Origin of the sequence: Archangium lansingense, from assembly GCF_026626635.1 — a bacterium.
Lineage (GTDB): Bacteria > Myxococcota > Myxococcia > Myxococcales > Myxococcaceae > Archangium > Archangium lansingense.
Genome location: NZ_JAPNKA010000001.1, coordinates 11,550,868 through 11,577,836, shown reverse-complemented (window position 1 = coordinate 11,577,836; position 26,969 = coordinate 11,550,868). Strand labels below are relative to the sequence as shown.

15 protein-coding genes are annotated in these 26,969 nt (G+C 67.8%); 5 read left to right on the top strand and 10 right to left on the bottom strand.

Annotated elements, in window-relative coordinates; all coding sequences use genetic code 11:
• Positions 1-750 precede the first annotated feature (750 nt).
• The 5 genes from OV287_RS46240 to OV287_RS46220 all read right to left on the bottom strand — a co-directional run bounded on the left by OV287_RS46240 (position 751) and on the right by OV287_RS46220 (position 7,099).
• On the bottom strand, positions 751-2,622 hold the full coding sequence (locus OV287_RS46240) for a serine/threonine protein kinase (RefSeq protein WP_267540457.1): 1,872 nt from the start codon (positions 2,620-2,622) through the stop codon (positions 751-753).
• Positions 2,619-3,491 (bottom strand): DUF2381 family protein, encoded by an 873-nt coding sequence (locus OV287_RS46235; RefSeq protein ID WP_267540456.1) that lies wholly within the window; start codon positions 3,489-3,491, stop codon positions 2,619-2,621. The genes OV287_RS46240 and OV287_RS46235 overlap by 4 nt, the downstream gene beginning before the upstream one ends.
• A 134-nt stretch (positions 3,492-3,625) precedes the next feature.
• Positions 3,626-4,432: a hypothetical protein gene (locus tag OV287_RS46230; protein ID WP_267540455.1), complete on the bottom strand. Its 807-nt coding sequence runs from the start codon at positions 4,430-4,432 to the stop codon at positions 3,626-3,628.
• Between the two features lie 5 nt (positions 4,433-4,437).
• Positions 4,438-5,190 carry a hypothetical protein gene (locus tag OV287_RS46225; RefSeq protein ID WP_267540454.1) on the bottom strand — a complete coding sequence of 251 codons (753 nt, stop codon included), beginning with the start codon at positions 5,188-5,190 and terminating at the stop codon, positions 4,438-4,440.
• Positions 5,191-5,515: 325 nt separating this feature from the next.
• Positions 5,516-7,099: a CotH kinase family protein gene (locus tag OV287_RS46220; protein ID WP_267540453.1), complete on the bottom strand. Its 1,584-nt coding sequence runs from the start codon at positions 7,097-7,099 to the stop codon at positions 5,516-5,518.
• 665 nt (positions 7,100-7,764) lie between these two features.
• Here OV287_RS46220 and OV287_RS46215 point away from each other — a divergent pair.
• Positions 7,765-13,182, top strand: coding sequence for a hypothetical protein (locus tag OV287_RS46215; RefSeq protein ID WP_267540452.1), 5,418 nt, complete (start codon positions 7,765-7,767; stop codon positions 13,180-13,182).
• Position 13,183: 1 nt separating this feature from the next.
• Here OV287_RS46215 and OV287_RS46210 read toward each other — a convergent pair whose 3' ends face one another.
• From OV287_RS46210 to OV287_RS46195, 4 genes are all read right to left on the bottom strand, one after another.
• A complete protein-coding gene (locus OV287_RS46210) occupies positions 13,184-14,710 on the bottom strand; it encodes a lipopolysaccharide biosynthesis protein (RefSeq protein WP_267540451.1) in 1,527 nt (508 codons plus the stop codon).
• Positions 14,707-15,915 (bottom strand): glycosyltransferase family 4 protein, encoded by a 1,209-nt coding sequence (locus tag OV287_RS46205; RefSeq protein WP_267540450.1) that lies wholly within the window; start codon positions 15,913-15,915, stop codon positions 14,707-14,709. The genes OV287_RS46210 and OV287_RS46205 overlap by 4 nt, the downstream gene beginning before the upstream one ends.
• Positions 15,916-16,157: 242 nt before the next feature.
• Positions 16,158-17,771, bottom strand: a complete 1,614-nt coding sequence (locus OV287_RS46200; RefSeq protein WP_267540449.1) for a right-handed parallel beta-helix repeat-containing protein — start codon at positions 17,769-17,771, stop codon at positions 16,158-16,160.
• Between the two features lie 142 nt (positions 17,772-17,913).
• Positions 17,914-19,437 carry a right-handed parallel beta-helix repeat-containing protein gene (locus tag OV287_RS46195; protein ID WP_267540448.1) on the bottom strand — a complete coding sequence of 508 codons (1,524 nt, stop codon included), beginning with the start codon at positions 19,435-19,437 and terminating at the stop codon, positions 17,914-17,916.
• Positions 19,438-19,706: 269 nt separating this feature from the next.
• Here OV287_RS46195 and OV287_RS46190 point away from each other — a divergent pair, with 269 nt between their 5' ends.
• The 4 genes from OV287_RS46190 to OV287_RS46175 all read left to right on the top strand — a co-directional run bounded on the left by OV287_RS46190 (position 19,707) and on the right by OV287_RS46175 (position 24,145).
• Positions 19,707-20,981 (top strand): O-antigen ligase family protein, encoded by a 1,275-nt coding sequence (locus OV287_RS46190; protein WP_267540447.1) that lies wholly within the window; start codon positions 19,707-19,709, stop codon positions 20,979-20,981.
• Between the two features lie 201 nt (positions 20,982-21,182).
• The gene (locus tag OV287_RS46185; RefSeq protein ID WP_267540446.1) at positions 21,183-22,781 is read left to right on the top strand and encodes a PAS domain-containing sensor histidine kinase; all 1,599 of its coding nucleotides are present in this window, start codon (positions 21,183-21,185) and stop codon (positions 22,779-22,781) included.
• Positions 22,782-22,985: 204 nt separating this feature from the next.
• Positions 22,986-23,663, top strand: coding sequence for an NlpC/P60 family protein (locus tag OV287_RS46180; protein ID WP_308809796.1), 678 nt, complete (start codon positions 22,986-22,988; stop codon positions 23,661-23,663).
• A 62-nt stretch (positions 23,664-23,725) separates the two neighbouring features.
• Positions 23,726-24,145 carry a hypothetical protein gene (locus OV287_RS46175; RefSeq protein ID WP_267540444.1) on the top strand — a complete coding sequence of 140 codons (420 nt, stop codon included), beginning with the start codon at positions 23,726-23,728 and terminating at the stop codon, positions 24,143-24,145.
• Between the two features lie 31 nt (positions 24,146-24,176).
• On the opposite strand, the gene OV287_RS46170 is transcribed toward OV287_RS46175, so the two are convergent.
• Entirely contained in the window at positions 24,177-26,843 is a 2,667-nt protein-coding gene (locus tag OV287_RS46170) for a protein kinase domain-containing protein (protein ID WP_267540443.1), read from the bottom strand.
• Between the last annotated feature and the right edge of the window lie 126 nt (positions 26,844-26,969).

Here is a 26,969-nt window from a genome sequence, read left to right as displayed (position 1 = left end):
CGCCTCTTGGGGATTGGCGACGAGATACGCGTCTCTAGCAACTCCGTCTGGTATTTTGTTGTCTTCCAGCAACTCTCTGATGGACTTGTCAACCTTGTCCACCCGGGCGCAATTGCCTAGGGGTCCTTGTTTTCTCCTGGCAACCAAGTACAGAACACTATCATCAGTTTCGGGAAATCGGCCGGAGCTTCCAACGATAGCGTTGGCACAGCAGAGTGCGTCGTTTCGGTTGAGAGTCGTGACGAACCGTAAGGCAACAGACTCCCAACTGTTTTCTTGGATGCGGTGCGTTGGCGCTTGCGCAACAACCATTGCATGGGTTGATGGGGCTTGCGCAAACTCGTCGTCCTCGAATCTGGCCTTCCAACGCTGACGAAGATGCGTGCTTGTTGCCCCTGCCCGTCCAACGTAAACCTTGATTTGACGAATATCGCATTTCATTACTTCAGGAAGTCCATGAATGGACCTGATGAAATGTCGAATCGTCGATCGGAGATCCCGCGGTCTGGGTGCGTGCTTGATTAAGTCTTGAAGCTCGTGTGATGAGAAATTATTGAGTTCGTTCAAGGGGATGACGCTCCCACTCATATTTACCTCCCAGCATTGATTGATAGCTTACCGAAATGCATCGACCAAGCCAGGGGGCATGCCTTCCGAACACCTCTCCAGGGAAGTATCAGACACTTCATGGGGGCTGGTTGAGTGGGGCACGGCTTCAGGCCGCAGTGCTTCCGTGGCTTCGCTGTAGGCTCAGCGCCGAGGCTGGAACGTGCTGTCCTCGGGACCTTGGACATAGGTGTACACGATGGGGAAGCGGAGGACGGCGGTGTCGGGGCTCCGGTCCACCTTGGCCGGAACGATGTCGAGGCCATCGGCCGGTGGCAGGGCCGCGTGCGTCGTCACGCCAAAGCGGTCCCTGTTGTCATTCAGGGCCACGCCACAGAAGGGGACAGGCGGGCCCTCGGGCGTCGGGTACACCTGATCGAAGGAGATGTAGACCCGATCCGGGAAGACCTTCGCCTCGCCCGTCACTTTCAAGACCTCTTCATTGCTCAGGAGCATGATGCCCACCACGGGCCCCGTCCTGACGTTGATGGCATTGGCACACTCCTGCACCGAATCCTCCGAGCCCGCACAGGTGAAGGTCTCCAGTTCGACCTGCATGACGGGATGGAGACCCAGGCGCCTGGCCGTGGCGCGGGCCTCGGGAGGACACTGCTCGAGGATGAGGCCCATGTCGGGGCGTACTGGCGTGGTCGCGCAGGCTGCGAGGTGTGCCGAGGCGGCGCAGGTGCAGAGTAGTGCGCACAGGCCGCTGAGGGGCCGGGATGGCATGGGCTGGACGGAGGTGTCATCGGCACGGCTGGAGGGAAACATGGGGTGGGGTCCTTTCTCGGGAATAACCGCGCCGGAGCACACCATCTCCACCGTGGATACGCACCCGGCGCGAACGGCCTTTCCCCCTATTCCGAGTAGCACCCAGGCGAGGGCGAGCACCAGGAGCGCCAGCCCGCCATACGCCCACCATCCCGGAGGCTTTCGCGCGTCCTTTGTCTGTCCGGCCGGTAACGGTACCTGCGCCTTTGCCTCCTCGCGAAGTGGCTCGGGGTCCTCATCGGGTCGAGGTGTGGGTTCCTCTGACTGCTGGGTTGGTTCTCCTCTTGCCTCCAGGGCTGTCTCAGGCCTCCCTACCTCGAAGGCATATGACATCCTCCAGTGCTCCGTCTTCCCCTCCGCCTCCAACATTCGTATCAGCTCCTCGTGAACAGCCCGGGCGCTCGGAGGGCGCTGCTCCGGCTTCTTCGCCAGCAGCCGCAGCGTCAGGTCGTTCAGGCCCGGAGGCACTCGCGGATCGAGCCGGAGCGGAGGGGTGGGGGGCAGCAGCTCGATGGCGAGCGCGAGCTCCGCCCGGGGCAGCCGGGGATTGAAGGGGTGGCAGTCCGTGAGAGCCTCGTAGAGCAGGGCTCCGAAGGCGTAGAGGTCCATGGCTGGAGTGGCGGGGAGGCGTGCTCCGGTCTCCCACGCGCCACCGAGCAGGAAGGCCGCACACTCGGGAGGCAGATTGTGGAACGTGCTTGGGGGCAACACCTCCGTCAGCGTGTATGCCCCCGGCAGGTACGCCGAGCCGAAGTCGATGAAGAAGGGCCTCTCGTCGCCGTCCCTGATGAGGATGTTGTCGGCCTTGAGGTCCCGGTGCACCAGGCCTCGCTCGTGTAACTCCGCCAGGACCCGAGCCACCTCGGCCAGCTCGCCCACGAAGCGGTACAGCGAGGACTGCGTCTTCCAACGCCAGGCGTTGAAGGTGCAGCCGGGGATGTGTTCGGTCACGACGAAGAAGAAGCCCGATTCCAGGTCCGGCCAGCGTCCCAGCTCGCGCACCTCGGGCAGGTGGGGGTGGCGGAAATGTCCCAGCGCGACGGCCTCCCGGAAGGCCCGCTCATCCGTGCGCGTCTCGTCCTCCCTGTTCGCTGGTCGCGTGGCCACCTTCATGGAGTATTCACGGCTCTCATGCTCCACGAGCAGGACGGTGGAGAAGCCTCCAGCGCCCAGACGGCGCACCACCCGGTAGTGCCTCACGGTGTCTCCTGGCTGGAGCAGGTCCGGATGCAAGGGGCTCGTCATGGGGATACCTTCAGTTCCCTGAGCCGCAGCGTCCGGGGACCGTCTTCTTCCAGGGTCAGGGAGAGGCAGCCGGTCCCCTCCGGTAGGGGGACGGCGAAGGTGTGGAACTGGTAGTGCCCGGACTCACCCGAGGTCACACGCGTGGGCAGGCTCTTGTCCCCGATTCTTTTTCCTGTATCCCGGCGGCATCCTGCCTCCAGCCGGGCCCGGATGAGCCTCCAGGGAGTGGGGACGTGCCGGGCCTGGATGAGCACCGTCACGAAGAGAAGCCCGTCCATCCGGAGGACGGAGCCCGCCGAGGCCCGAATGCGCCTGGAGTACGTGGTGACCTGCTCGCTGTCCGGAAGTGCGAGGGCCAGCCTGGGACGGAGCGTTCCTGGGTCGTGGCTCACGAGCAGCCCTCTGGCGATCGCGCTCGCCTCGTCCGTGTCCGCCGCATCCGCCCGCAGGGGCAGCATCCGCGCCCTGGACACCCACACTTCGGCGTCCACGGTGTCCTCGCGGGTGACGAGTGCCAGCGTCAGTGTGAGGGACTCGCCAGCCTCCGTGCGTCCCGCTACCGGCAGCAGGAGGCGCTCTCCCTGGGCCAGGTTCTTCACGGGGGAGACGACCAGGGAGCCCTCTCCCAGCGGGGCCACCTCGATGCGCCCCTGGAGCTCGGATCCTGGGCGCGCATGCGGCTCCAAGAGGTCCACGAAGCGCACCCGCGTCACCGTGTCCGCGGCCACGTACAGCAGGGGAGGCGTCTCCGGTCCTCCCGCGACGAGCAGGGTTCCTCGCCGCGATTCCCGTGCGGAGGCATGCGCCTGTGCGGCTGTCGTGGAGACGAAGAGGACCCAGAGCAGGATGTTCCAGTGACGAGGGCTCACGAAGCCTCCGGAAGGAGGCGGCACGGTAGAGGACCCTGCCGGTCCCGGGCAAGGACTGCTCGACTCTTGCGGTCAGTCCGGAGCAGATGACCTGGAGAATAGGGCCTGAATCATGGGCGTGTCGGCGCGAACATCTAATGCACGTCGAGTTGTCTGTCCCATTGATACAATCTCTGGAGCACCCATCCCGGGCGTACTCCAGAGATGCGCTCGAACTCCGAGGCATCCAGTGTGGTGAGGTGCTCGCGCCAGGAGGCGAGATCCGTCACGACTTCCGGGTGATTGAGTTTCTGCCGATCCGCGAACGGGAGAATATGGGGCAGTTGGCGGAGGATGGTCTCGACACAGTCCTCTCTCGTCGCTCGAGCCATGCGCTCCGAGGCCACTTCGAGACGTGAGCGGACGGAGTCTACTCTTTCTGGGCACCACGCATCCATGGCCCAACCGCAAGCAGCGGTCATGAGTTCCTCCAGAGTCAGAAACGTATTCAACTTCTGGTGGAGGTAACGCCCGTGTTGGAGTTCGTCCCAGGAGTGGAGTACCGCCTTGAGGCGCGGTGCCGTGCGCTCCGCGCTATCTGGAGCGGGCCCACAAATCGCGAAGAACAGTGCGCCCCAGGCCGTTTCACGAAAGAACGGCTCGTGCGAGTTGTTGATGTGGCGATAGCTCTTCCCCAATGTGTCGGACAGGCTCGTGAGCACCTCCCAGTACTCATGAAGCCGCCAGGCTGGACGCTCCTCCTGGAAGTCGACGACTTCGTGTGTGAACACGAGTTCATCGGGTGCAATCGTGCGCAACTCACGTGGATGTGGGTAGGAGCCGTTGAGTTGGTACTGCTTTGCACAACGTTGCCCCTCTGCCTTCGCCTTGCGTCTGATTGCACTGAGGGAGCCATAAAGGTAGGACGGCAGCTGGAGCGTGGTTGTCTGGATGGCTTCCATGAAAATCACATGCCCGATGCTTTGGGGAGTTGTACCGGGGTCGCGGTAGGAGCGGGCTTCGCGGGAAAGGGGAGGACCTTTCCTCCATGCGGAGATGCGCCGCGTTCGCTGGCCGTGGCGGTGGAGATGACGATCACCGCCACCTCGCCAACAATGTCGATGGCGACACCGATGGCCCCGCTGAGCGTGGCGAGACGCTCACGCCTATCAACCATTCCCTCGATGGCCTGGGCCACCCATCCGCCGTACTGCTTCAGTTCCTGCTCGGAGATCTCCACCCATTGACCGGCCTGAAATGCCGCCGCGTTCGAGTTGAAACGCTCCTGGCTGCGTGTCCAACGGTACTGAGTGACCCCAGGTGCGGTGGTGCACCATTCCAGGCGCCAGATGTGCTGCCCTTGTGCGAACTGGATCAGAATCTCACCCTCAAATCCCTTGCCGGCCGAGAATTTGTCTGCGAGCGTTACAGTTCGATTCAGCGCGAGCAGGTAGGTCTGGATTTTCTGGATGCCGTCCTGGAGGCCAGTTTCGCTGGAAGGCTTGATTTCAAAAACAACGAGTGCAGTGGTGTCGGTGATGTCCGGGCGCATCTTGAGCTCGTGCTCGGGCAATAGCGACGAGTCCCCCATGCCTGTCCTGTCGAGGATGGGCTTGATGGAGGTGTTGTTGTAGAAAACCACGCTCGTCGGGTATCTCGTGCCGTAGATATATGCAATGAGCCGGTGCGAGGCATTACCCAGGAAGAGGTTCCAGGGCATTTGGGAGTCCGGTTTCCGGCCGGGCACCTTGTAACCCTGGAGAGGCTGGGTGGTGAGGTTGTCGCAGATTGAAGGGCGGCTGCCCGAAGCCGTTTGGCCTGGTGGAGGTCGGGAGGCTGGGGGCTCCGCAGAGGCGAGTCCCGCCCAGGTCGTGACGAGCAAGAGCCCCATCAGACGGAAAAGGTCCCTGGCGCGTGAGCGTCGCCTGACGAGGGGCGCTTCTCCCGAAGGGATGCGGAGGTGACGGTGGGGTGGTTGCATGGAGTGGGGCAGTCCGCCTGATACGAGGACCTGCCTGCTCACGTCAACGACATCGAAGCCATCCTCACGGGGCAGTACGCCAGTCCCAGTGCTCCGCGCCGTCCGGGATGCGCCCGTAGGCCCGGCCTGGGCTCAGTGGGGCGTAGAAGGTGACGTCCACCACGCCCGTCATGCGCTTGCCGTCGAAGAGCCCGAGCTCGCCGCCTCCTGCCTGGAGCTTGAAGGGAAGGTGGGTCGGGCCAGCACCGGGCCTGCCATCCGCATACAGGCGCAGCGTTCCATGCGGTGGCACTTCCAACTTCCGTGGCAGGCGGTGCTTGAACTGCCGGCGGAGGTTGTCCGTGACGGTCATGCCTCCCACTCGCACGGGCTTGTCCTCGCGGTTGTAGAGCTCGATGTAGCCCACCACCTCGCCCGTGGCCTCCACGGCCGTTCCCGGCACGACACCGAAGCCGTTGATGACCACACCGCCTTCTCCGCGACGCCGCTCCAGGGGAATCTGCCTCGCGAGGAAGTCCCGCCGCCCGGCGGCGTAGCGCTCGAGGAACTCCGGCGCGTACCGGGCCACCGGGCGCTGGACATAGGGGTCTCCCTGGAGCAGCTCGCGGATGAGCGCGTGCTGGTCGTCGGCGCGCCGGGCCACCGCCTCCTGCGTGAAGACGGTCTCCAGCAGCTGCTCGAGATGGTCCAGCACCCGGTTTCGCAGGGGCGGGCAGTCCCAGATGCGCTGGCTCAGCACACTGAAGGGCAGGTGCGCTCCGCCGTACTTCCGCTCCTTGTGCTCATAGGTCCTCTCCATGAACGTGTCATAGAGGGTGAAGGCGGGAATGGACCTGTCCACCGAGGGCGAGGTGCCAACCGCTTCGCTGCGCCGCAGTTGCATGGGCGTGTTGTTGAGATCCCAGGGGACGTACAGCCACTTGTCCACGCTCCGGTCGTGGACCAGGTAGCTGCCCGAGTCGTCGATGCCGCCGAGGCTGATGAGCGCGCCGACGGCCATGTACCGCAGGTAGGCGTCGAGCTCGAAGTGCTGGCGGAGGAAGTCCTCGAACTCGTGCTCGGGCGTGCGTGACAGCTTCCAGAGGAAGGTGTGGAGCTCGTCCCAGGGTTGGTCCTCGTTGGTCTTCTTCGACCAGGGCTTCTGGTAGTGCGCGGGCGGAGTGAGCTTCAGCTCGCAGTCCTTGGAGCCGCACCGGTAGACGCTCCCGTCGGAATCGAGCCCATGCGCCTTGAGGAACGGTTTGTCCACCTGCTCCACCAGGGTGAAGATGCCCTCGTACCTGCTGTTCACCGTGAGCAGGGCATAGCGCGCCCGGGGCGAGTAGGCGCCGCTGGCATGCATCAGCTCGTAGGAGAAGGCGTCGGTCAGGTAGCCGGCGTCCAGCCACTCGGCGAGGAAGTTGAGGCGCCGCATCCCGTCGAGCTTCACCCCTTCGGGCAGCTTCACCTTCCAACTCAGCTTGAGGTGAGAGCGGGCCTGATCTCCGCGCAGACGCAAGCCCACCACGTATTCCACCCCGCGCGCCTTGAAGCGGCCGGGAGCGTACTCCCGGGCGGTCCTCGGGTCGTTGATGCGCCGCCAGGTCTCCTTGTCGAACGAGAGCTCGAAGTGCTCCACCTGCGTCTGCAGCGCCGGCCAGCGTGGCACGAAGACTGGAGGTGGGGGGGGTGCTGGGACGGGCTCTTCCGGCTCTTCCGGAGGCACCGAAGGGACCGGAGTGGCGGGCTCGGAGACCGGCTCTGGCTCCATCACGGAGGCCGGACGCTGGGGCGGCTCCTCCCCGGACGACGGCCCTGGACCGCAGGAGACGAGCAGGACCGTACCGATGACTCCCCAAAGGACCGAACGCATCTGTCACCCCCGCCGGCATCGGATGACGGATTCCCGTCTCGACGCGTCGGCAGCGGCATCGCAAGGGATATGCCCCCATGTCGGGGTTTCTCCCTGGTACCCGGGGGTCTGTCATCGTCCAGCGGAGGATGCTCGGAGGGGAGGTGGATTCCCTTTCAGGGAAAGGCCGTGACCTGGAATGAGGACGCGCCTTCCTTCCAGCTCCCGCGGGGCGGAGGCGCCTGGGCACATGCGATGACGGCCCGGGTAGCCCCCGTGTGCTCGTGTCCACTTGTGAAGTACGCTGCACATGGGCTCGGGCGCACTGCGTCACGCGGGTAGCACCGCGGGCTCCAAGTTCCTCATTTCCCTGGGCTTCGTGCCCGGCATGGTCGTTGTAGGGGGCCTCACCCACCATGTACTGCTCGTCCTGCCGGCAGGAGCGCCTCGGCGGCCTGCAATGCGCCGCGTGCGGCAAATCCATGACTCCGCGTCCTCGCGAAGTCCTGGAGAAAGAGCTCGCCCACGTTCACTTCCTCCTCGATGAGCTCCAGCACTGGGACTCCACGTATGTCCCCAAGGGCGCCCGGAATTATCTGACCCAGCGCTACGAGCGCCAGGTCCGCATCCTTCTCTCCGTCCTCGCCGAGGCTCCTGGGGCTTCTGCTGCGGCGTCCGTGTCTGCGCCTGCTCCTGCTCCTGTTCAGGCTGGCGGAGTGGGGGAGGCTGGGGCGGCGCAGGAGGTCGTGAGTGCTCCAGAGGTTGTGAATGCCGCGCCCGCGGCCGAGCCGGTGCCTCCTTCCGCTGTTTCTCAGGTGGCCGAGGCACAGACCCAGGTAGACCCTCACCCCAACCCTCTCCCAGAGGGAGAGGGTGTTGACTCGGGCGCAACCCGGGAGGCTCGATACCCTCACCCCGACCCTCTCCCGAAGGGAGAGGGAGAGGCGGGCGGCGAGGGGGTGGAGGCGCAGCTTCCTCCTGTTGTTACCGAGCCCCTTTTCGATCCTCCTCCTGTTCGTTCCGTTACTGCTCGCATCGTCGAGGAGGCCTCCACCTGGGACACCGTCTGGCGTCCCTTCCTCTATGAGAGCATCGGCTGGTTCATCGGCGCCTTCCTCATCGTCGCCGGTTCTCTCTACCTCGCCTTCGATAGCTGGGCCGGCCTTACCTCTTTCTCGCGCTCGCTCGTCGTCTTCGGCATGACCGCGGGCTACTCCGCCGCCTTCTCCATTTGTGGCGCTCTGCTCGCCCGCCGCGAGGCTCTCTCCAGCGCCGGCCGTATCCTCGGTCTCATCGGCGCCGCCGTTGCTCCCCTCGCTGGTGTCGCCCTCGGGCCCCTCGACAGTCTCAGTCTCGACGGCGTGCCGCTCGCGCTCCTCCTCCCGTTGCTCCTCGGCTGGTCCGTTGGTGCCGCCGCCCTCGTTCGCAAGCCCGCCGAGTCTTTCGACGCTCCCTCGCGCCCCCTCGTCCAGCTCGCACTGCTTGGCTCCACGTTGATGATGGGGCTCGCGCCTCTCTTCGCCCGGGTGGGTGCTCTCGCGTTCTGGTTGGACGTGATGCCCTGCGTCCTCTTCTTCGTGCTGTCGCGCAGGCCCGTTCCCGAGCCCCGCAGCTCCAAGGCGCTCGCCTTTGTTCTCGCCGCGCCCTTCTACCTGCTGCTGCTCTACGCCATCCGCTTGCACCTGGCCCTCGCCGCTGCCGGCGTGCCTCCCGCTTTTGGCAGCTACGCCCCGTTCCTCGCCTTCCTGTTCGCCACCTGTCTCGGCTTCCGCCGCCTCCCTCCCCACGAGGCCGCGGATTCGCTCTCGGTCAGCATCGCCTCGCTCCAGGTGGGCTGCCTCGCGCTCGCCGCTACGGGCTCGCCTCCGGCCTTCTTCCTCACCGCGGCCGTCTTCACCTGGACTGTGTTCGGCCTCTCCCGCGGCGAGCTGCCCCGGGTGCGCTGGGTGTACCTCGCCTATGCCGGTGCGTACTTCTCGTATGCCTCCGCGGGGCAGCTCGTCCCCGGCGCTGTGCAGGCCCTGCTCGACTCGCTCAAGGCCGCGCTTGGTTACCCCGTGGCCGGCAAGCTCCCGTTCCACTACGGGGCGCTCTCGGCCGTGCCCTTCGTCCTCGCGGGCGCCATCCTCGCCGGGTGGTTGCGCTTCCGCTCCGAGCGGACCTCCTCGGCTCGTGATGCGGAATGCTCCGAGGTGCTCCTACGCGCCACTGCCATCGCCAGCCCGCTCTTCGTCCTCCTCGGGCACTTGGGCCCGGACCAGCGCCCGGCCTTCTGGACCGCACTGGGCCTCATCGTCGTCTGCGTGGCCAGCGGCCTGTTCCTCGAGCGCCTCTACCTGTCCATCGTTGGTGCTGCGCTCTCCTTCCTCCTCTCGATCTCCGCTTACGCCCTCTTCGGCGCCGCGGGGGCCTCTCTCATCTGCGGTGGGGTGGCGCTCGCGTTCGCCGCGCTGTCGCTCGTCTGCACCCGCCGCACGTGTCTCGCCTTCAGCGGCGCGGTGGCGTGGCTCTCGTTCATCGGCTTCGTGTTCGCCCTCGGCGCGGGCGCCAGTGCCTCCGCCCTGATAGGCATGGTGCTCGGTGGCATCGCCGCGCTCCTCGTGGCGTGGAACCTCGCCAATCCCTACCTGCTCGCCGTCGCGGCCTTCGGTGCCGCCGCCGTCGTGCCCAAGCTCGCCAGCCTTGTCGACCCGTCGTGGGTGCCTCTGGCGCTCGCCGTCTCGGCGCTGGGGCTCGCAGCCCTGGGCGGGCTCGGAGGTCGTGCGCGGCTGCTCGGCTGGTCCGGCGTCACCTATGCCCTCCTGGCGTTCCTCTGGGGCATCTCCATTCAGGTGCCCTGGTTCGGCTTCACCGTGCTCTTGGCCGCCGCCGCCGTGGCCGTGGCCTCGCGGGTCTCGCCCGAGGTTCGTCCCCTCGCCGTCGTCCTCGCCGGCTTCGCGCTGCTGCCCCGCGTTGGCAACATCTCCGCCTGGCCGTGGATGACGCCGGCCCTGTCCGTCGCCCTCTTCGTCCCCTGGGCCCTGGGGGCCTCGGTGGCCGCCGCGCGCTGGGGCCGGAGTGCGAGCACCCTCACCGCGGGCATCGTGGCGCTCATCTACCCGGTGTTTGCAGTGTCGGCGGCACACGGAGAGCAGCCGTACCCGCTCGTGCTCGCCGTGGCGCTCGCGGCCCTGCTCACCGCGCGTGCGTTGCACCCGTCTGTCAGTGTCGTCGTCTCCTCCCTGTGGGCCGCCGTCTACGTCTTCCAGTCCACCCATGCCCCGCAGGCCTTGGCGCTGGCCACGTTGCTGAGCCTCCTGGCCCTCCTCGAGTCGCATCGCGCTGCCTTCCGGGTCCTCGCTGGGGAGCGCCGCTTCGCGCTTGCGGCGACGCTCTGTGCCCTGTGCTTCCTGTTGTTCGCGTGCGTGGATGCCCACGGGGGCGAGTCACTGGCCGTACTCGCGGGCGCGGTGTTGCTGCCCCTGGTCTGGACGCGCGCCAACCGCCAGCCCTTCTTCGCGGGGCTCGCGCCGCTGTTCTCGCTCTTCCTCGTCCTCGAGACGGATCTGCCCATGCCTTGGGCGGTCTCGCTGCCGCTGCTCGCGCTCGCGGTGGTGCGCGCCGCGGAGCACCTGCCCGCCGTCCGTCACCTCCTGCTCGGCACGTCCGAGGAGAAGACGGTGCGCCAGCTCTCCCTGTGGATGCAGGCCGCGCTGATGCTGGTGGGCGTGGTGCTGGTGCCCGAGACGAATGCCGAGCCCTGGGTGCTCGCTCCCCTCGCGGCCTCCCTCGTGCTGCTGCCCGGGCCGAGGCCTTCGGTGCGCGTGGGACTCGGGGTGAGCCTGCTGCTCTTCTGCTTCCCGCTCCACCTGGGAGGCATCGTCCTGCTGTTGGCGCTCGGCTTCCTCACGCACCACACCCCCGGCGCGCTGTGGGCCTTCTTCCGCTCGCCACCGGACGCGTCGCTGCGGCCCGTCACCGTGGTGGGGGCGCTCGCGCTCTGCGGATGGTCCCTGCTGCTGCAGGCGCCTACTCCGGCAGCCATCGCCCTGCTGGCGGGAGTGCTGCTGGTGGGGACCTTCCTCCTGTCGCAGCGTTGGATGCTGACGGCCTCGGTGCTCGTGTTCGCCGGAGCCTCCCTGGGCAAGACGGCGGAGCACGGCTTCCTCGAGTGGCGCCCGGAAGCGGCGCTGGCCTTCGCGGCGGTGGCGCTCGGTGCGGCCCTGCTGTCGGCCCTGTGCCAGCTGGGAGGCATCCAGCGCGCCCTGACTCGGTTGGCCGAGCGCCTGTCTCCGGGGCTCCCCGACACCTGGAGCGAGCCGCTGTGGATGGCGGGTGCCCTCACCGCGGCGGTGCCCGTGGTGGTGCACCTGGTGGACCGCGGGCCAGGCGCGCTGCCGCTGCCGGTGGCGTTGCTGGCAGGCCTCGCCTCGCTGGTGTTGATGGTGTCGCGCGAGCGGGAGATGGCCAACGTGGCCGCCGGGCTGCTCGCGGGAGTGCTCGTTGCGGCGGTGCCTCCGCTCTGGGCGCCCGCGGTGGTGAGCGTCACGGGGCTCGTGCTGTGCATGGCGGGCACCTGGCTGGATGAGCGTGACGTGGCCGTAGGCGCCGCGCTGCACCACGCGGGCTGGGTGTTGTCGCTCCTCTCCCTCTTCGGGCTCAGGGACTTGAAGCACCCGGGCACGGCGGTCTGCTTCCTCTCCGGCATCACGACGGCCTGGGCGGTGGTGTACCGGCGCCCGGAGCGCGCAGTGGTGGGCTGGGTGGCCTCGTTGGTGGGGCTGCACGCGCTGCTCGCGCACGTGGGCGCGCTGTTCTCCACGGGCAAGGGCGCGGAGTTCATCCTCCCGTTCTTCGGGGCCGTCAGTGCGCTGCTGGCCACGGCCGCGTTGTTCCTCGCGAGCGAGCGCATCCGCCGAGGTGTGGGGCACTCCTTCGCGGTGGTGGCCATGGTGGAGGTGCTCGGCGGCCTGGTGCTGGTGCCCGGGGCAGCCGGGGTGGTGGTGGCGGCGCTCGTCGACTGCGTCTGCCTGGCGGTGCTCTTCTTCGCCCTGGTGCGCCGTGCCGTGCGCGAGAAGGACGAGGGCTCCGCCTTCCTCGCCGTTGGGACGGTCGTGCTCGGCTACCTGTCGGTGCGCCTGCATGCGCTGGCCTCGGGGCTGGGGACGACGGACAGCCTCGCGGCGTTGGTGGGTGGTGCGATCTTCTCCGGCCTCTACGTCTTCGCCATGCGCGAGGGCTCGGGGCTGCCCGTCTTCCGCCGACCGGCCTTGTGGGGAGCCTTCCTCTTCCCCCTGGCGGGTCTGTTCACCGCGCCGTGGAACCAGCCGCTGTACGTGGCGGCGCTGCTGGTGGGCTACGCCGCGCACTTCGCCGCGCTGGCCGCGCACCCCTCGCAGCGTGGCATGGCCTCGCTCGTCTCGGTGGGCGCCTTCAACTCGGCACTCTTCTTCGTGTGGTTGGGCACCGGGGCCGGTGAGCCTCAGTACTACGTCATCCCCGCTGGCCTCTCGCTGCTGGTGCTGCTGCGCGTCTTCCAGGAGGCGCTCGAGCCGGACACGCGGGCGAAGCTGCGCGCAATGGCCATCACCCTCGTCTACGTGGCAGGGGCGTGGAAGCCGCTCATGTTCCAGGACGGCCGGTCCATGCTGCTGTGCGTCCTGCTGTGCGTGGTAGGCGTGGCGGCTGGCATGGCGCTGCGCATCCGCTCCTACGTGTACCTGGGCAGCGCCTTCCTGGTGACGTGCGTGCTCGCCAACCTGGCGCGCTTCGGCATCCGGGACCACCGCATGGGCGCCGCTTTCCTCTCGCTGCTCGGTGTCGGCGTGGTGGGCTTCATGGTGCTCTTCACCGCCAAGCGCGCCGAGCTGCTGGAGCGCTACGAGCGGGTGCGCGCGATGATGAACACCTGGGAGGGGTGACTCAGGCCGCCCGCTGTCCGCGTGGCTGGGTCAGGAGACTGGACACGCGGACACCCGCCATGCGCAGGGCCAGCAGGTAGGCCGTGCCGAACACCAGGCCCAGCACCGCGACCTGGCTCAGGCGCCAGAGGAGGCCACTCGGCGCGAGGTGGGCCCACTCGTTGGCGGCGAATCCCCGCACCGACAGCAGCACGAGGGTGGCGAGGACGGTGGCACCTGTCGTCACCAGCAGCGCGCGCCAGGGGAGCAACTCCCGGTAGGAGAGCAACTCCCCCGTGGGCGACAGCGCTCGCCGCAGGCACAGCATCAGCATCGTCTTTCCCACCAGCTCGGTGATGGCCCAGGAGCCGATGGCCCCCATGAGGCCGAACTGCCGCACGCCGAAGTACACGAGTGGCACCGTCACCGCCGCCTTCACCGCGTTGGAGATGAGGATGTGCCGCGTCTCGTTGCGGGCGCGCAGCACGCCGTCCACCGGCAGGGTGGCCAGGAGCACGCTCACCACTCCCACCCGGAACACCTGGGCAGACGGCAGGAACTTCTCCCCGAAGAGCGCGACGATGAACTCCGGCGCCACCACTACCAGGAAGGCCGCCAGCGGGACGAAGAACCGGCTCAGCTCCAGCACCGCCTGCCGGAAGGTACCCGCCGCCTCCTGCATGAGGCCCGCCCTCTCCAGTTCCCCCAGCCGCACCATCAGCACCTCGCTGGTGGGCGTGTAGAGCAGATCCACGATGGGGAGCTGGAAGCATCCCACCGCATAGAGGGCGAAGACCTCCGGCGCCATCGTACCGGACACCACGAACTGATGCGCGTACTGCTGGGGAATGAGGATCGCCACCGCCAGGCCGAAGGGCAGGGCATAGGTGAGCTGGCGCAGGAAGAGCTGCCGGTCGTAGAGCGGACCGGTGCTCCCCTTGATGAGCACCAGCCACGAGGCCAGGGAGCGCAGCGCCGCGAAGCCCGCCACCGCGTACATCACGCCCAGCAGCTTCATGCCGAGCAGCACCGGTACCACCATGATCACCGCGCGCAGGGTGTCGGACACGAGGTAGCAGATAGCCGCGGCCCGGGTCTTCCCCTGGGAGGTGAGCGACATCTCCAGGGGCTTGCCGCTCATCAAGAAGAGCGCATAGAGCGCCACCGGCACGCGGTACTCACTCAGCGTCGGGTTCGAGAAGAACCTTGGCAGCAGCTCGCCCATCGCGAACCAGAGCCCCGTGGCCGCGAGCACCCCGCCCAGCGTGGTGAACATCATGCTGTGCATGAAGAAGGGCCGCTTGTGCTCGGAGCGGGGCGCGAAGAAGTAGACGCTCTGCGGAAAGCCGAAGGGCAGCACGTACGTCAGCGTCTGCACCACCAGGAAGAGCTGCTTGTACGTGCCGTAGACATGCAGCTCCAGCAACCGGGCGAGCACCATCGGAATCGCGGTGGTCAGCACGGCGGTAATCAGGCGCGCGATCACCAGAGGTTTCGCCTTGCCGAGCAGGAACGAGACGCCCGGTGCCTTCTTGCCCTCGGCTATCAAACGCCGCCTCCCTCTTCCCGTCTCAGCGGCAGCTCCTCACTCCGCTCCGGCTCTGCCGCTGGAGCGGTTGCACCCGCGGCACCGGCCCGCATGGCAGGCTTCCGTCCGGCCACGCCCTGCGGCGAGGCAAGCACCTCCTCGCACCAGTCGACGTGATGGCCGATCGTCTTGCGCACGTCGAAGCGCTCACGCACTCGCTGCATGGCGTTCTGCTCGAGTTTGCGGCGGTACGACGGGTTGCTGAGGAGCATGTCGATGGCTGATGCGAGCCGCTGCTCGTCTCCAGGCGGCACCAGCAGTCCGGATTGGCCGTGCTCGATGAGCTCGGGAATGCCTCCTACCCGGAAGGCGGCCACCGCGCGGCCGCTCGCCATCGCCTCCGCGATGGTCAGCCCGAAGCCCTCTGCCCTCGAGGGGTGCACGAAGAGGTCCGCCTTGTTCATCAGCAGGTGGACGTCATTGCGGATTCCCAGGTACTCCACCTGCGAGGCGACGCCCAGCCTCCGGGCCAGCTCCTGCAGCCGGGGCACCTCGGGCCCGTCTCCCACCAGGGTCAGCTTCACCTCTGGCCGGCGCAGGTACGCCAGCGCACCGATGGCGTGGTGCACGCCCTTGTGGGGTCGCAGGTTGGCCACGGTCAGGATGTTGAAGCCCTGATGCGGCGCGTGGGGCCGGGGCTGGAAACGCTCCACGTCCACCCCGTTGTAGATGGTGCGGCTGCGCGCGGGGTCGAAGCTGAATCGGGCCCGCTGCTTGCTCAGGACGAAGTCGGACACCGCTCCAATCTGTGCCACTCGGAGCAGGGTGAACCGGTCCAGTACATACCGCAGGGCGGGCCGTCCGAAGGGCTCCGGGCCGGGAGGCGGCAGGTCCGAGCGGAACATGAACAGCACCCGGGCCGGCCAGGCCGCATAGGCGATTCTGGACACCAGGCCGCGCGGCGGCAGCAGGTTGAGGTGCAGCACGTCATAACACGAGGCCAGCATGCGGGCCGCGCGCCACGGCTTCTCCTCGAGTCTGTTGAGCAGCTCCCATCCGCAACCGAGGTCCTGGAGGGCTTGCGCGAACTTGGGATGGATGGGCGCCCTGCCAAAGACGTCCACGTGATGGCCCCGCTGGCGTGCCACCTCGCAGAACCCCTTCAGCCACCCCTCGAAGGAGCCGAGCTTCCTGGGCGCCAGTCCCATCATCAGTGCAATTCGCATCACGCCCCTACCGACGCCGTGGCACGAGGCCTCGGACCGAAGGTGTTCCCCCATCCCCAGTGTGGGCGGAAGGATGGGGATGGGAGGCACCCCCGTAAAGGGGTGGGGTGTGCGGGTGCGCGTGCCCGCGGACGCGACCGCTGGCTTTTGCACGCTTGCGTGCCACCCACCGGTGGCGGTGGGTGGGTGCTACGGGGCCTCCCTCCTTACTGATGAGAGGCGGGAGGCCCCCAGGGACAGGCCTAGCAGCCCGTCTCCACGGCACCGAGGTCCGGAGCCTTGCCGCAATAGCTGAGGTTCAGCAGCTCGCCGCGGTCGACGGCGACCGGGCCGGGCACCAGCGTGCTCGTGTTGAGCTGGGCATCGCCCTGCAAGGAGCGGCTGTCAAAACCCAGACTCTTCCACCGGGTGAAGTCCATCTTGGTTCCCGTCCTCACGAAGCTGGCACCGGACTTGTAGAGGTTGGTGTCCACCTTCAGGCCCGGCGCGTAGCTGCCCACGCTCAGGGCCTGGGCGACGTCCACGAGGTTGTTCTTCACCACCAGGTTGGAGGTGGCGCCACCGGTGCCGCCTCCCGCCTTGATGGCCGGTCCGGGCAGCCGCGTGAAGGTGTTGTTGAGTACCTGGGTGCCATCGGAGTTCTCGAGCGCCAGGCCACCACCCGACCAGCCTCCATCCGTGCGCATGTCCCGGAAGCGGTTGCGCCGGATGACGATGCCGGAGGGCACGGGGCCGTAGTGGTTTCCGCCTACGCCCACGCCCACGCCCACGTTGTAGAACTCGTTCTCCTCGATGAGGATGTTCTTGGCGGACATGTGCACGACCATGGCGCCGTTGCCGCGCGTCCAGTTGTCATGCATGCGATTGCGGCGGACGGTCAGGTTGTAGCAGGTCTTGATGTCCAGGGACTGCTCGTAGTTGCCGTACAGGTCATTGCCCTCGATGAGGACATTCGTGGCCGGCTCCGCGGGCATCGAGCCATCCGGGCTGTGGCACTGGATGGCGTCACCCGAGTTGGTATGGATGACATTGTTGCGGATGGTGATGTTCTTGGCCGTTGGCTGAACCATGACGCCGTGGGCGTCCTTGCCCTCGGCGATCCAGATGTGGTGGATGAGATTGTTCTCCAGCGTGCCGCCGTTGGCGTTGCGGTGGAAGCTCACCCCGGCGTTGTAGGCAGCGTGGTGGATCTCCGACTGGGAGAGGACCGTGCCCTGGACGTTCTCGGCGAAGATGACGGCATAGGCCGCCTTGCCCTTCAGGTCGATGTTGAGGCCGCTGATCTTCCAGTACGGACGCTCCAGAATCATCTGGGCGCCGGAGCCCGAGGAGGGCGGGACGAGGGTCGGCTTGCCCTCGCCCCGAAGGGTGATGGGGGCCGTGGTGGTCCCCGCGTACACGGAGCCGTTGAAGTTGAGGCGCTCGGCGTAGGTGCCGGCGAGCACGCGGATGAGGTGGCCCGGGCGGGCCAGCGTGATGGCGCGGCTGATGGTGCGCAGGGGCGCGCTCGCCGTGCCCGACGCTGCGTCATTCCCCGTAGGGCTTACCACCCACTCCTTCACATAGGTGGGCTGCTCCAGCGTCGAGGTCTGGGACGAGGGCGGCGTACCGCTCGGGGCTGGAGTGCCAGGGGTCGGGCTGCCGGGGGACGGTTCGTCCTGCGCGGAACCGCTTTCATCTTCGGCGGGAGGGGCCGGGGCGGGCGCAACTTCCTCTCCTGCGGGGGCGCCCGGAGCGGCGTCCACCACACGGGGAGGTGTGTCATTGGAGGTCTTCGGGGCCTCTCCGCAGGCGGAGGCCAGCCAGGTCAGGGAACAGAGCGTGACGAAGGAGAGAGAGCGGGGCTTCAGCTTCAAAAAGTTCCACCTCTGGTTGGGATGAATTGCGTGCGCCAGACAACCATTGGCGCACAAAATTCCGGAGAGGTGTTGCCTTTTCTTCCTTCGCCCGCGTCTTTATTCCCTGTCTGTGATTGTCTGCCTCTAGGGCAGGCAGGCGTCAGCAGCCTGTTTTTACAGTGCCAATGTCTGGAGCCGTCCCACAATCCCTTTCATTGCCGAGGGGCGCGCCCTGGTCGACAGCGGAGGTGTTGGTGGGAGCCAGAGGGCTCGAGTCGAGCTGGGCGTCCGCCTCCTGGGAGTTGGCGTCCTGCCCCTGGGCCTTCCATTGCTCGAGGTTCAGGGCCTCGCCAATCTGGAAGACGGCGCCGGGCTGGTAGAGGTTGTTGTCCATCTGCAGGCCCGGAGCGTGGCTGCCCACCTTCAAGGCCTGGGGGACGTCCACGAGGTTGTTCTTCACCACCAGGTTGGAGGTGGGGCCACCGGTGCCGCCACCCATCACGAGGGCCGGTCCTGGTAGCCGCGTGAAGGTGTTGTCGAGCACCTGGGTGCCCTCGGAGTTTTCGAGCGCCACGCCGGAGCCGAGCCTGCCGCCATCGGTGCGCATGTCGCGGATGAGGTTGCGCTGGATGACGACGCCGGAGGGCATGGGGCCGTAGCGGTTGCCGCCTACGCCGATGGCCGTGCCCGCGTGGAAGAAGTCATTCTCCTCGATGAGGACGTTGCTGGCGGACATGTGCACGACCATGGCGCCGTTGCCGCGCGGCTGGTTGTCATGCATGCGATTGCGGCGGATGACCAGGTCCCGGCACGTCTTGATGTCCAGGGACTGCTCGTAGTTGCCGTAGAGGTCATTGTCCTCGATGACGATGTGGGTGGCCGGCTCCGCGGGCTCCGCGCCATCCGGGCTGTAGCACTGGATGGCGTCGCCCGAGTTGTCATGGATGACATTGTTGCGGAGGGTGATGTCTCGGACGGTGGGTTGGATGGAGACGCCGTGCGCGTCCTTGCCCTCGCCGAGCCAGATGTGGTGGATGTGGTTGTTCTCCAGCGTCGCGCCGCGAGCGCCCCGATGGATGCTGACCCCGGCCCCGTAGGCAGCGTGGTGGACCTCGGAATCCGCCAGCAGTGAGCCCTCGGTATTGCCGGCGAAGGCCACTCCGAAGAGGGCTCGCCCCTTCAGGTCGATGTTGAAGCCGCGGATGTGCCAATGGGGGCGCTCCAGCGTCACTTGGGCTCCGGGCTCGTTGCTCGGGACGAGGGTCGGCTTGCCCTCTCCCTCCAGGGTGATGGGGGCGTCAGCGGTGCCCGCAGGAGCGGAGTCGTCCAGGAGGATGCGCTCGGCATAGGTGCCGGCGAGTACTCGGATGCGGTGGCCGGGCCGGGCCAGGGCGATGGCGCGGGAGATGGTGCGCAAGGGCGCGGCCTCCGTGCCAGCTGCTGTGTCATTGCCCGTGGGGCTCACCACCCACTCGTGCTCAGGCGACGAGGGCTCGGGGACGGAGGAGGGGACGGGGGGTTGGCTGCTCGGGGATGGAGCAGGAGCAGGAGCAGCGCTCGGCTGCTCGCCAGCCGTGGGGACATCCGGCACGGCAGTGGGAGATGCCCCACCGGGCGAAGTGCCTCCGCAGGCGGCGGTGGCCAGCGCGGCCGAGGTGAGAAGCGCCAGGGTTTTGACTCGCATGGTTGTCCGCACCTTCCGGAGAAAAAGTGAAGTGACTAGGGACAAGAGCTGGACGGGGATGATTCCCCCGAAAGGCAGCCAGGCAGGCGTGGCGCGTGGGGCCTGAAGGCGCCCCCCTGTCCGGCTGGACTGTGCAGAAGCGGTCGGACGTGACCACCTTCGCATAGTGGGCAATGGAGACGCGGAGTGATGGCCTGACGGGTTGGCGGTGCCTAGCTTGCGCGCCGTCGATGAATGCGCCGGCCGGGTGTCGTTCCGGAGGATGGGGGATGGGCCGAACTTCAGTGCAAAGCCGTGACGGCTGGGCCTTTGCCCTGCTCCTCTCATTCCTTGTCTGCATCTACGTCATCCCGGGCGAGTGGATTCCCTGGCTGGCGAGGTGGCGGGTCGCGGTGTTGACCTCGGCCGCCGCCACCGGACTGCTGCTTCTCGGGCGGCTGAGGCGGCGCGAGCGCTTCCTGGTGGATGGCGGACGGGGCGTGACGCTCCTGGTCTTCTGCGGGATGACCTTCGCGTCCATCTCCTGGTCGCTGTACCCGGCGGCCTCCCACTTCACGGCCACCGAGCTGCTCAAGTGGGTCATCCTCTATATGACGATCGTCAACCTGGTGACGACGGAGCGGCGCATGCTCTGGGCGTGCCTCGCGCTCATCCTGGGTTCCATCGTCACCACACATGGGGTCATCGGGTGGCACCGCGCGGGCGTGGACCTGGTGGAGGGCTACCGGGCGCGCTGGCTGGGGGTGTACGCAGACCCCAACCGCATGGCGATGAGCGTGGGAATCGTGGTGCCCCTGGCGCTGGCCATCACCGCGCGCCGGCAGAACCCGAGGTGGATGCGATTGGCGTGTGTCGTCGCCGGGGTGATGGCGGTGACCGCCATGGTGCTGAGCTACTCGCGCGGCGGCTTCCTCGGGTTGGTGGCGGCCGGAGTGACCTGGTTGGTGTTGGAGCGCCGTCCGGGCCGTATCGTGCTCGTCGGGCTGGTGGCGGTGGGGATGCTGGTGCTCTCTCCGCAGAACTTCTGGACGCGCACCCAGTCGGTATCGAGCTTCGAGCAGGATGCCTCGGCGATGAGCCGGGTCGAGGCGTGGAAGGTGGCCTCCCGCACGAGCATGGAGCACCCGCTGCTGGGACTGGGGGCGGGCACCTTCCGCTACGCGTGGCACCTCTATGGGCCTGAAGCGGGCTCGGGGCGGGTGTACGCCGCGCACAACATCTTCCTCCAGGTCATCTCGGACTTGGGCTTCTTGGGGCTGGTGCTTTTCTTGGGGTTCATCGGGGCGGTGCTCGGCCCCTTGATGGAGGCTGCCCGAGAGCGGGAGCGGGGCTGGCTGGCGCGCGCGCTCGCCGCGTCGGTGGTGGGCTACCTGGTGACGTGCCTCTTCGCGGGCTTCCTGGTGGCGGTCCACTTCTACGTGCTGTTTGCCCTGGCGGCGTGCGCGGAGCGGCTGTTGCGCCAGCCCGAGGGTGCGAACGCGGTCGTGCCCCTCGTGCCCTCGTGCGAGGACGAGGCGCCGGAGAGCGAGGCCCGCTCCGCCTGAGGAGAGGGAGGCTCGCGGGCCTTGGGTTCCCGTCCCGCCGACGCTGAGATACCTGTCCTTGGGCAGGTTGCAATGTCGTGGGCCAGCGCAGGCGCTTTCCTGGCGTCCAGCGGCGAACACCTTGGGCGGCTCCTTCCCGACGTCCTCCGACAGGCCGTTATGTTCGAGCTGACCCTGCTCTCAGGGCTGGGGGGAGGAACCATGCGGGCGCGTGAAGCCTTCGTGCAGGCACCGGTGCAGGAGGAGGCCGCGCTGTTCCGGCGCATCCTCGACGCGCTGCCGTACCCCATCTTCTGGAAGGGGAGAGATCTGCGCTACCTCGGGTGCAACGCTGCCTTCGCGAGCATCACCGGCCTGGCCTCCCCGGACGTGGTGGTGGGGCTCACCGACTACGAGCTGCCCTGGCGCAAGGAGGACGCGGACTTCTACCGTGCGTGCGACCAGCAGGTGCTGCAATCGGGGCAGCCGCTGCCCGAGTGCGAGGAGCCCGTGCGGGGCAGTGACGGCCAACAGCGGTGGACGCAGACGAGCAAGGTGCCCCTGCGGGATGGGGAGGGCGCCATCTGCGGAGTGCTTGGCATCCTCATTGATGTCACCGAGCGGCGCGAGGCGCAGGCGCAGTTCCAGGTGGCGCTCACCGCGGGCGAGGCGGCCAATCGCATGTTGAGGGCGCAGGTGGCTGAGCGCGAGACCGTGCAGCGCGCCCTGGCCCTCAGTGAGATGCGGTTGCGCACGGCGATTCGCGGCGCGCAGATGACCCTCTGGTCGCTGGATACGCAAGGCATCATCACCTTCTCGGATGGAGGAGCGCTGGCCCCGCTGGGACTCGAGCCGGGGTGGCTGGTGGGCCACTCCATCTTTGAGCTCTACGCCGACCAACCGGACATCCTCGCGCAGACCCGGCGGGCTTTGTCCGGTGAGTCCTTCACGAGCCACATCTCGTTTGACGGCATTCACTACGAGACACGTTTCTCGCCGGTGTTCGACGAGTCCGGCACGCTCACGGGGGCGATGGGCCTCGCCCAGGATGTCACCGAGCGCGTGCGCTACCGCGAGATGTTGGAAGCGGAGCTGGAGCGGACGCGCAACCAGTTGCTGCAGGTGGAGCGACTGGCGACGTTGGGCACGCTGGCGGCCGGCGTGGGGCATGAGCTGCGCAATATCTCCACCGTGCTCAATAGCCTGAGGACCTCCTTCCACGAGTGCGCGCGGCGCGGCCTGCCGCCAGACGCCGAGGAGCTGGAGGAGCTGGGCTGGGCGTGCGAGCACGTGGCCACGCACGGACGGCACTTGATGGACCTGGGCCGGCCGGGGCGGATGACGGTGGAGCGGATGGATCTGCGCGAGCTGGTGTCGGGCGCGTTGGCCATGTTGCGCACGGCGGGTATCACCAAGCACCTGAAGGTGTCGGCCTTGGTGCTCGAGTCCCCCCTCTGGGTGGAGGCGAGCCGGACGCGCGTGGAACAGGTATTGCTCAACCTGGTGAGCAATGCCGCCGATGCGGTGGAGTCGGTGCGCGACCGGCCCGCGGAGGTGCGGGTGCGGCTCTTCGAGGACAGCGTGTCGGGCTTCGCTTGCTGCTGCGTGGAGGACACCGGGGTCGGCATCCCCGAGGAGAAGCTCTCCAGCATCTTCGAGCCGTGGTTCACCACCAAGCCTCCGGGCCGGGGGACGGGCCTGGGCCTCCCGGTGGTGCGCAATATTCTGAAGGAGTACGGAGGGGACCTCTCGGTGGAGAGCAAGGTGGGCAGCGGCAGCGCCTTCACCTTCCGGCTGCCTTTGGCGGCCAAGGTTGGCTGAGGGGCGGGCGAGGCAGCACACACGCTTGGACGCAGAGGGTGCAGGCGGAGGCAGAGGTGGATAATGTCGCCCCCTTTCGTTTCCAGGGAACTCCGCATGCGCTGTGTGCTTCTCGTTTCAGTGTGTCTCCTCGCCGCTTGTGCTGGCACTTCGCCCGCTCGCCATCCGGCTGCTCCGGCTTCGTCCTCTCCGGGGGGCTCCGAGTTGGCTCCCCGGGCCGAAGCGGTGTCGTCTGGCGACGCCTCGATGGAAGAGGTGGCGCGGGCGCTGAGCACCACGGTGGAGGTTGCACGGCTTGTGTCCGGAGCCACCAGCCTGCGCTCCTCGCGTCTGGGGTTCACAGGGGCGCCCTCGCGCGCCGCGGCCCTCATCGTCGAGCGCGCGGTTCAGCTCGTGGGGGTGAAGCAGCTCGGCCGTGTGGACCGCAGTGTCCCGGATGACTGCTCCGGCTTCGTACGGCTCGCCTACCAGAAGGGAGGCATCGACCTGGTCAACCACGGCTTCCTCAACGGGGAGAACGCCGTCTCCGCCATCTACCGCCGCGCGCAGGACCGGGGCGCCATTCACAGCCGCCGCCCCCGTCCAGGCGACCTCGTCTTCTTCCGCGAGACCTACGATCGCAACCGCGACGGCAAGCGCAACGACGGCATGACTCACATCGCCGTCGTGGAGACCGTTGAGCTGGACGGCACCGTCACCTTCATCCACCGGGGCAGCAAGGGCATCGCCCGCTCGCGCATGAACCTCCTCTTCCCGCGCACCCATCGCGCTGGCCAGAGCGGGCCCGTCCTCAACGATTTCCTGCGTGCCGCGGCCAAGGGCCAGCGCGCCTGGCTCACCGGAGAGCTCTTTGTCAGCTTCGCTTCACCCACCGCGCTGTAGGTAGGAAGCGCGGTGCCCGTGTGGGTTTGAAGCGAAGCGCCCCTCGTGCGTTATGAGGAGGCATGCGAACCGCTTTGCTCCTCGGATTGCTCTGCCTCACACCCGGCTGCCTCGTACGGGGGTACTACCCCCATCACCCCTCACCGCGTCCGCCGCCCCCTCGTGCCATGTCGTACGACGAGGCCGTGTCGCTGGGGTTCTCGGAGTGCCGCGGTCGTGGCTATCGGTGCGACCTCAAGGAGGCCCACCTCAAGGGCAATGACGTGTGGAAGGTGAAGTTCCAGGCCTACGCCCCGAGTGCCAAAGGCCACCTGCACATCGACTACCACGCCTATACCCGCGAGCTCCTGCGCATCGACGAGAAGGTCAAGGACCGGGACAAGGGCCGGGACTGGGATGACGACGATGACGGCCGCGGGCATGGCCGTGGAAAAAAGAAGAAGGGCCACTCCAAGCATCATGATGACGATGATGATGACTGACAGGAGTTGAGGCCCCGGGAGCGGGGGACGCTCACTTCTTGGACAGCGTCTCGAGGGCGTCCTTTGCCTCGTCCTGGCCGCAGTTCTTCGAGCCGACCACGGCCTTCTCCTTGGGCAGCTTGCTGAGCTGCTCCAGGGCGGGCACTGCCTCCGGGTCTCCCAGTCCCGCCAGCCGCCGCGCCGAGCGCGCCCGCACGCCGCAGTTCTTCGACTCGAGCGAGCGCGTGTACAGCTTCACCAGGTCCAGCCCGTCGGTGGATTGCACGGCCTCGAGGTAGCGCAGCGCGCCCCACTGCCTCGCAGAGGGCTCCTCCTCCGCCAGCTCCTCGAAGCGCTTCTTCACCGGCTCCTTGGGGAGCGAGGACAGCAGCTTGCGCAGGCCCTTGTCCGCTTCGTCCTCCCCGAAGTCCGAGGCCAGCCCGTCCAGCACCGGCTCCGCGATGGACTCGCGTGGCTCAGCGGCCAGCGTGGCGAGCACCGTGTGCTCCTCCTCGTGCCGCTCCAGCGCGTGCAGCGCCTGCGCGCGCACCTCGAGCATCGGGGCGTTCTTCTTCGCGTCCGCGGGCACCTCCGCCAGGCGCTTCAGAGCATCCGCCGGTTTGCCCGCCTCCAGCAGCTCCCGCGCCTGGTACTCGGGCTCGGCGCGACGCGCCATCTCGAGCGTGCCCAGGGACAGCACCGCCACCAGTCCCAAGGCTCCACCCAGCGTCTGGCGCGGGTAGGCCTTCGCGAGCGTCACTGCCCGCTCGGCCAGCGTGCGTGCCAGGTCCGCCACCGCCCGCGCCGGCCTCATCACCGGGCCGAGCTGCTCCTCGATGGGCGGACTGAGGGATACCTCGTCCTGGCCTCCGAAGGGCAGGCCCTCCGGGGCGCGGCGGCACCGGTGGAGGCGCAGCGGCTCGCCATTGCCCGGCATCGGCACGCTGCCGCAGGGCTCGGCATCTCCCTCCACCCGGTTGCGCGCGAGGTTCACCGACTCGGTGAAGACGACTTCGCCGGCCTCGGCCACCTGCTCCACCGCCTTCACCACCTCCACCGGCTCACCGAGCACGGCGTCGCGCGAGACGAGCACTTCGCCCGTGTGGAGGCAGATGCGCACGGGCAGCTGCTCGTCCGGGCCGCACGTCTGGTTGTGCCGCCACAGCCGATCCTGCATGGCCATGCCGCACAGCACCGAGTGGGTGGGCGAGGTGAAGACGACCAGCAGCGAGTCTCCCCGCTTCTGCACCACGCGCCCACCGTACTGGCGCACCAGCGGCAGCAGCAGCCCGTCGTGCGTCTCCAGCATCCGCGCGTTCTGCTCGTGCGTCTGCCGCGAGGTGCGCTCGGTGAAGCCCTGCAGGTCGGTGAGCATCACCGTCAGGTTCTGCGGCTTGCTGCCCGAGAGCGTCCCGCTGCCAATGGGGGCCACGGTGCCCGCGGGCTTCGGGGCGGGCACGACCGTACCGGCGCGCGCCACGTGCTTCTCGTACACCACGGCCGCCACGGCTGACTGCGAGGGACGGGTCGGTGCCCGTGAGGGCGAGGAAGCCCCCTCGGGCAGCGCCATGTGTCGGGCCTGGAGGGTCGGCGCTTGGGAGGACGCGCGGCCATTGCTCGCGGGGGCCGGTGCGGGTGCTGCCACGGGGGCCGGCACGGGCGCTGCCACGGGGGCCGCTACCGGAGGGGGAGGGCCGAAGACGGCCGTGCCCGAGGAAGGGGACTCGGCCGGCTTCTCCTGGAGGACGGAGAAGGGGGCCGTTCCGCTCCCAACCGGGTCAGACGCGTCGGGGACGAGGAAGGCGGAGATGCTCGGGGAGGCAGCGCCCACCGCCATCGCCACGGGCACGCCCACCATCCCCTGGGCTCCCGCGGCCGCCAGTGCTCCGAGCGCATCCACCAGCGCGGTGGCGCTCGGCAACCGGTGGGTGGGCGCCTTCTGCAGCAGCTGCATCACCAGCGAGACGAGCGTGGGGTGACCCACGAGCGTGGGCGCGGCCTCGATAAGGGGCATGGGCGTCGCGGCGGCATGCTGGGCGACGTACTGCGTTGGCCCGGGACCGGGGAAGGGGAGCTGGCCCGAGAGCATGCGGTAGGCGAGCACCCCGAAGGAGTACAGGTCGCTGCGCGTGTCCACCGGCGCGCCCACCGCCTGCTCCGGCGAGAGGTACTCCGGCGTGCCCACCACCAGTCCTACCTGGCTGAGGTTGCTGCTCGAGGCGTCCGGCTCCACCAGTCGGGCGATGCCGAAGTCCAGCAGCCGCGCCTGCTCTCCGCGCAGCCCCTTGGTGAGGAGCACGTTCTCCGGCTTGAGGTCGCGGTGGATGATGCCCTTGTCGTGGATGGCCGCCAGGCCTTCGGCGAGCTGGTACAGCAGGGGCAGCGCGCGCGACGGCGCCATGGCTCCCAGCTGCAGCACGTCATAGAGGTTCTCGCCCTCCACGTACTCCATCACCAGGCAGGCGCCGACCTCTGCCTGGCCGTAGTCGATGACGTGCACCACGGCGGGGTGCTCCACCGCGGACAGCATGCGCGCCTCGCGCTTGAAGCGCTCAATCATGCTCGGGTGCACCATCAGGTCCGCGTGCAGCACCTTGATGGCCACCCTACGTCCCAGCGACACCTGCTCACCGAGGTACACCTCACCCATGCCGCCTGCGCCGAGGAGCTGGAGCACACGGAAGCGGCCATCGAGGACAAGGGTACCGGTATCGATCACGGGCGCTGCATCTTCGCCGGAAATGGGGGTCGCGGGCAGGGGCCTTGCGTGAAGCGGGGTTGCTACTCTGCCCTCCCTGCGAGCAGCGGAACAGGAAAACTCGCATGGTCCTGTCCCGATAGGGGC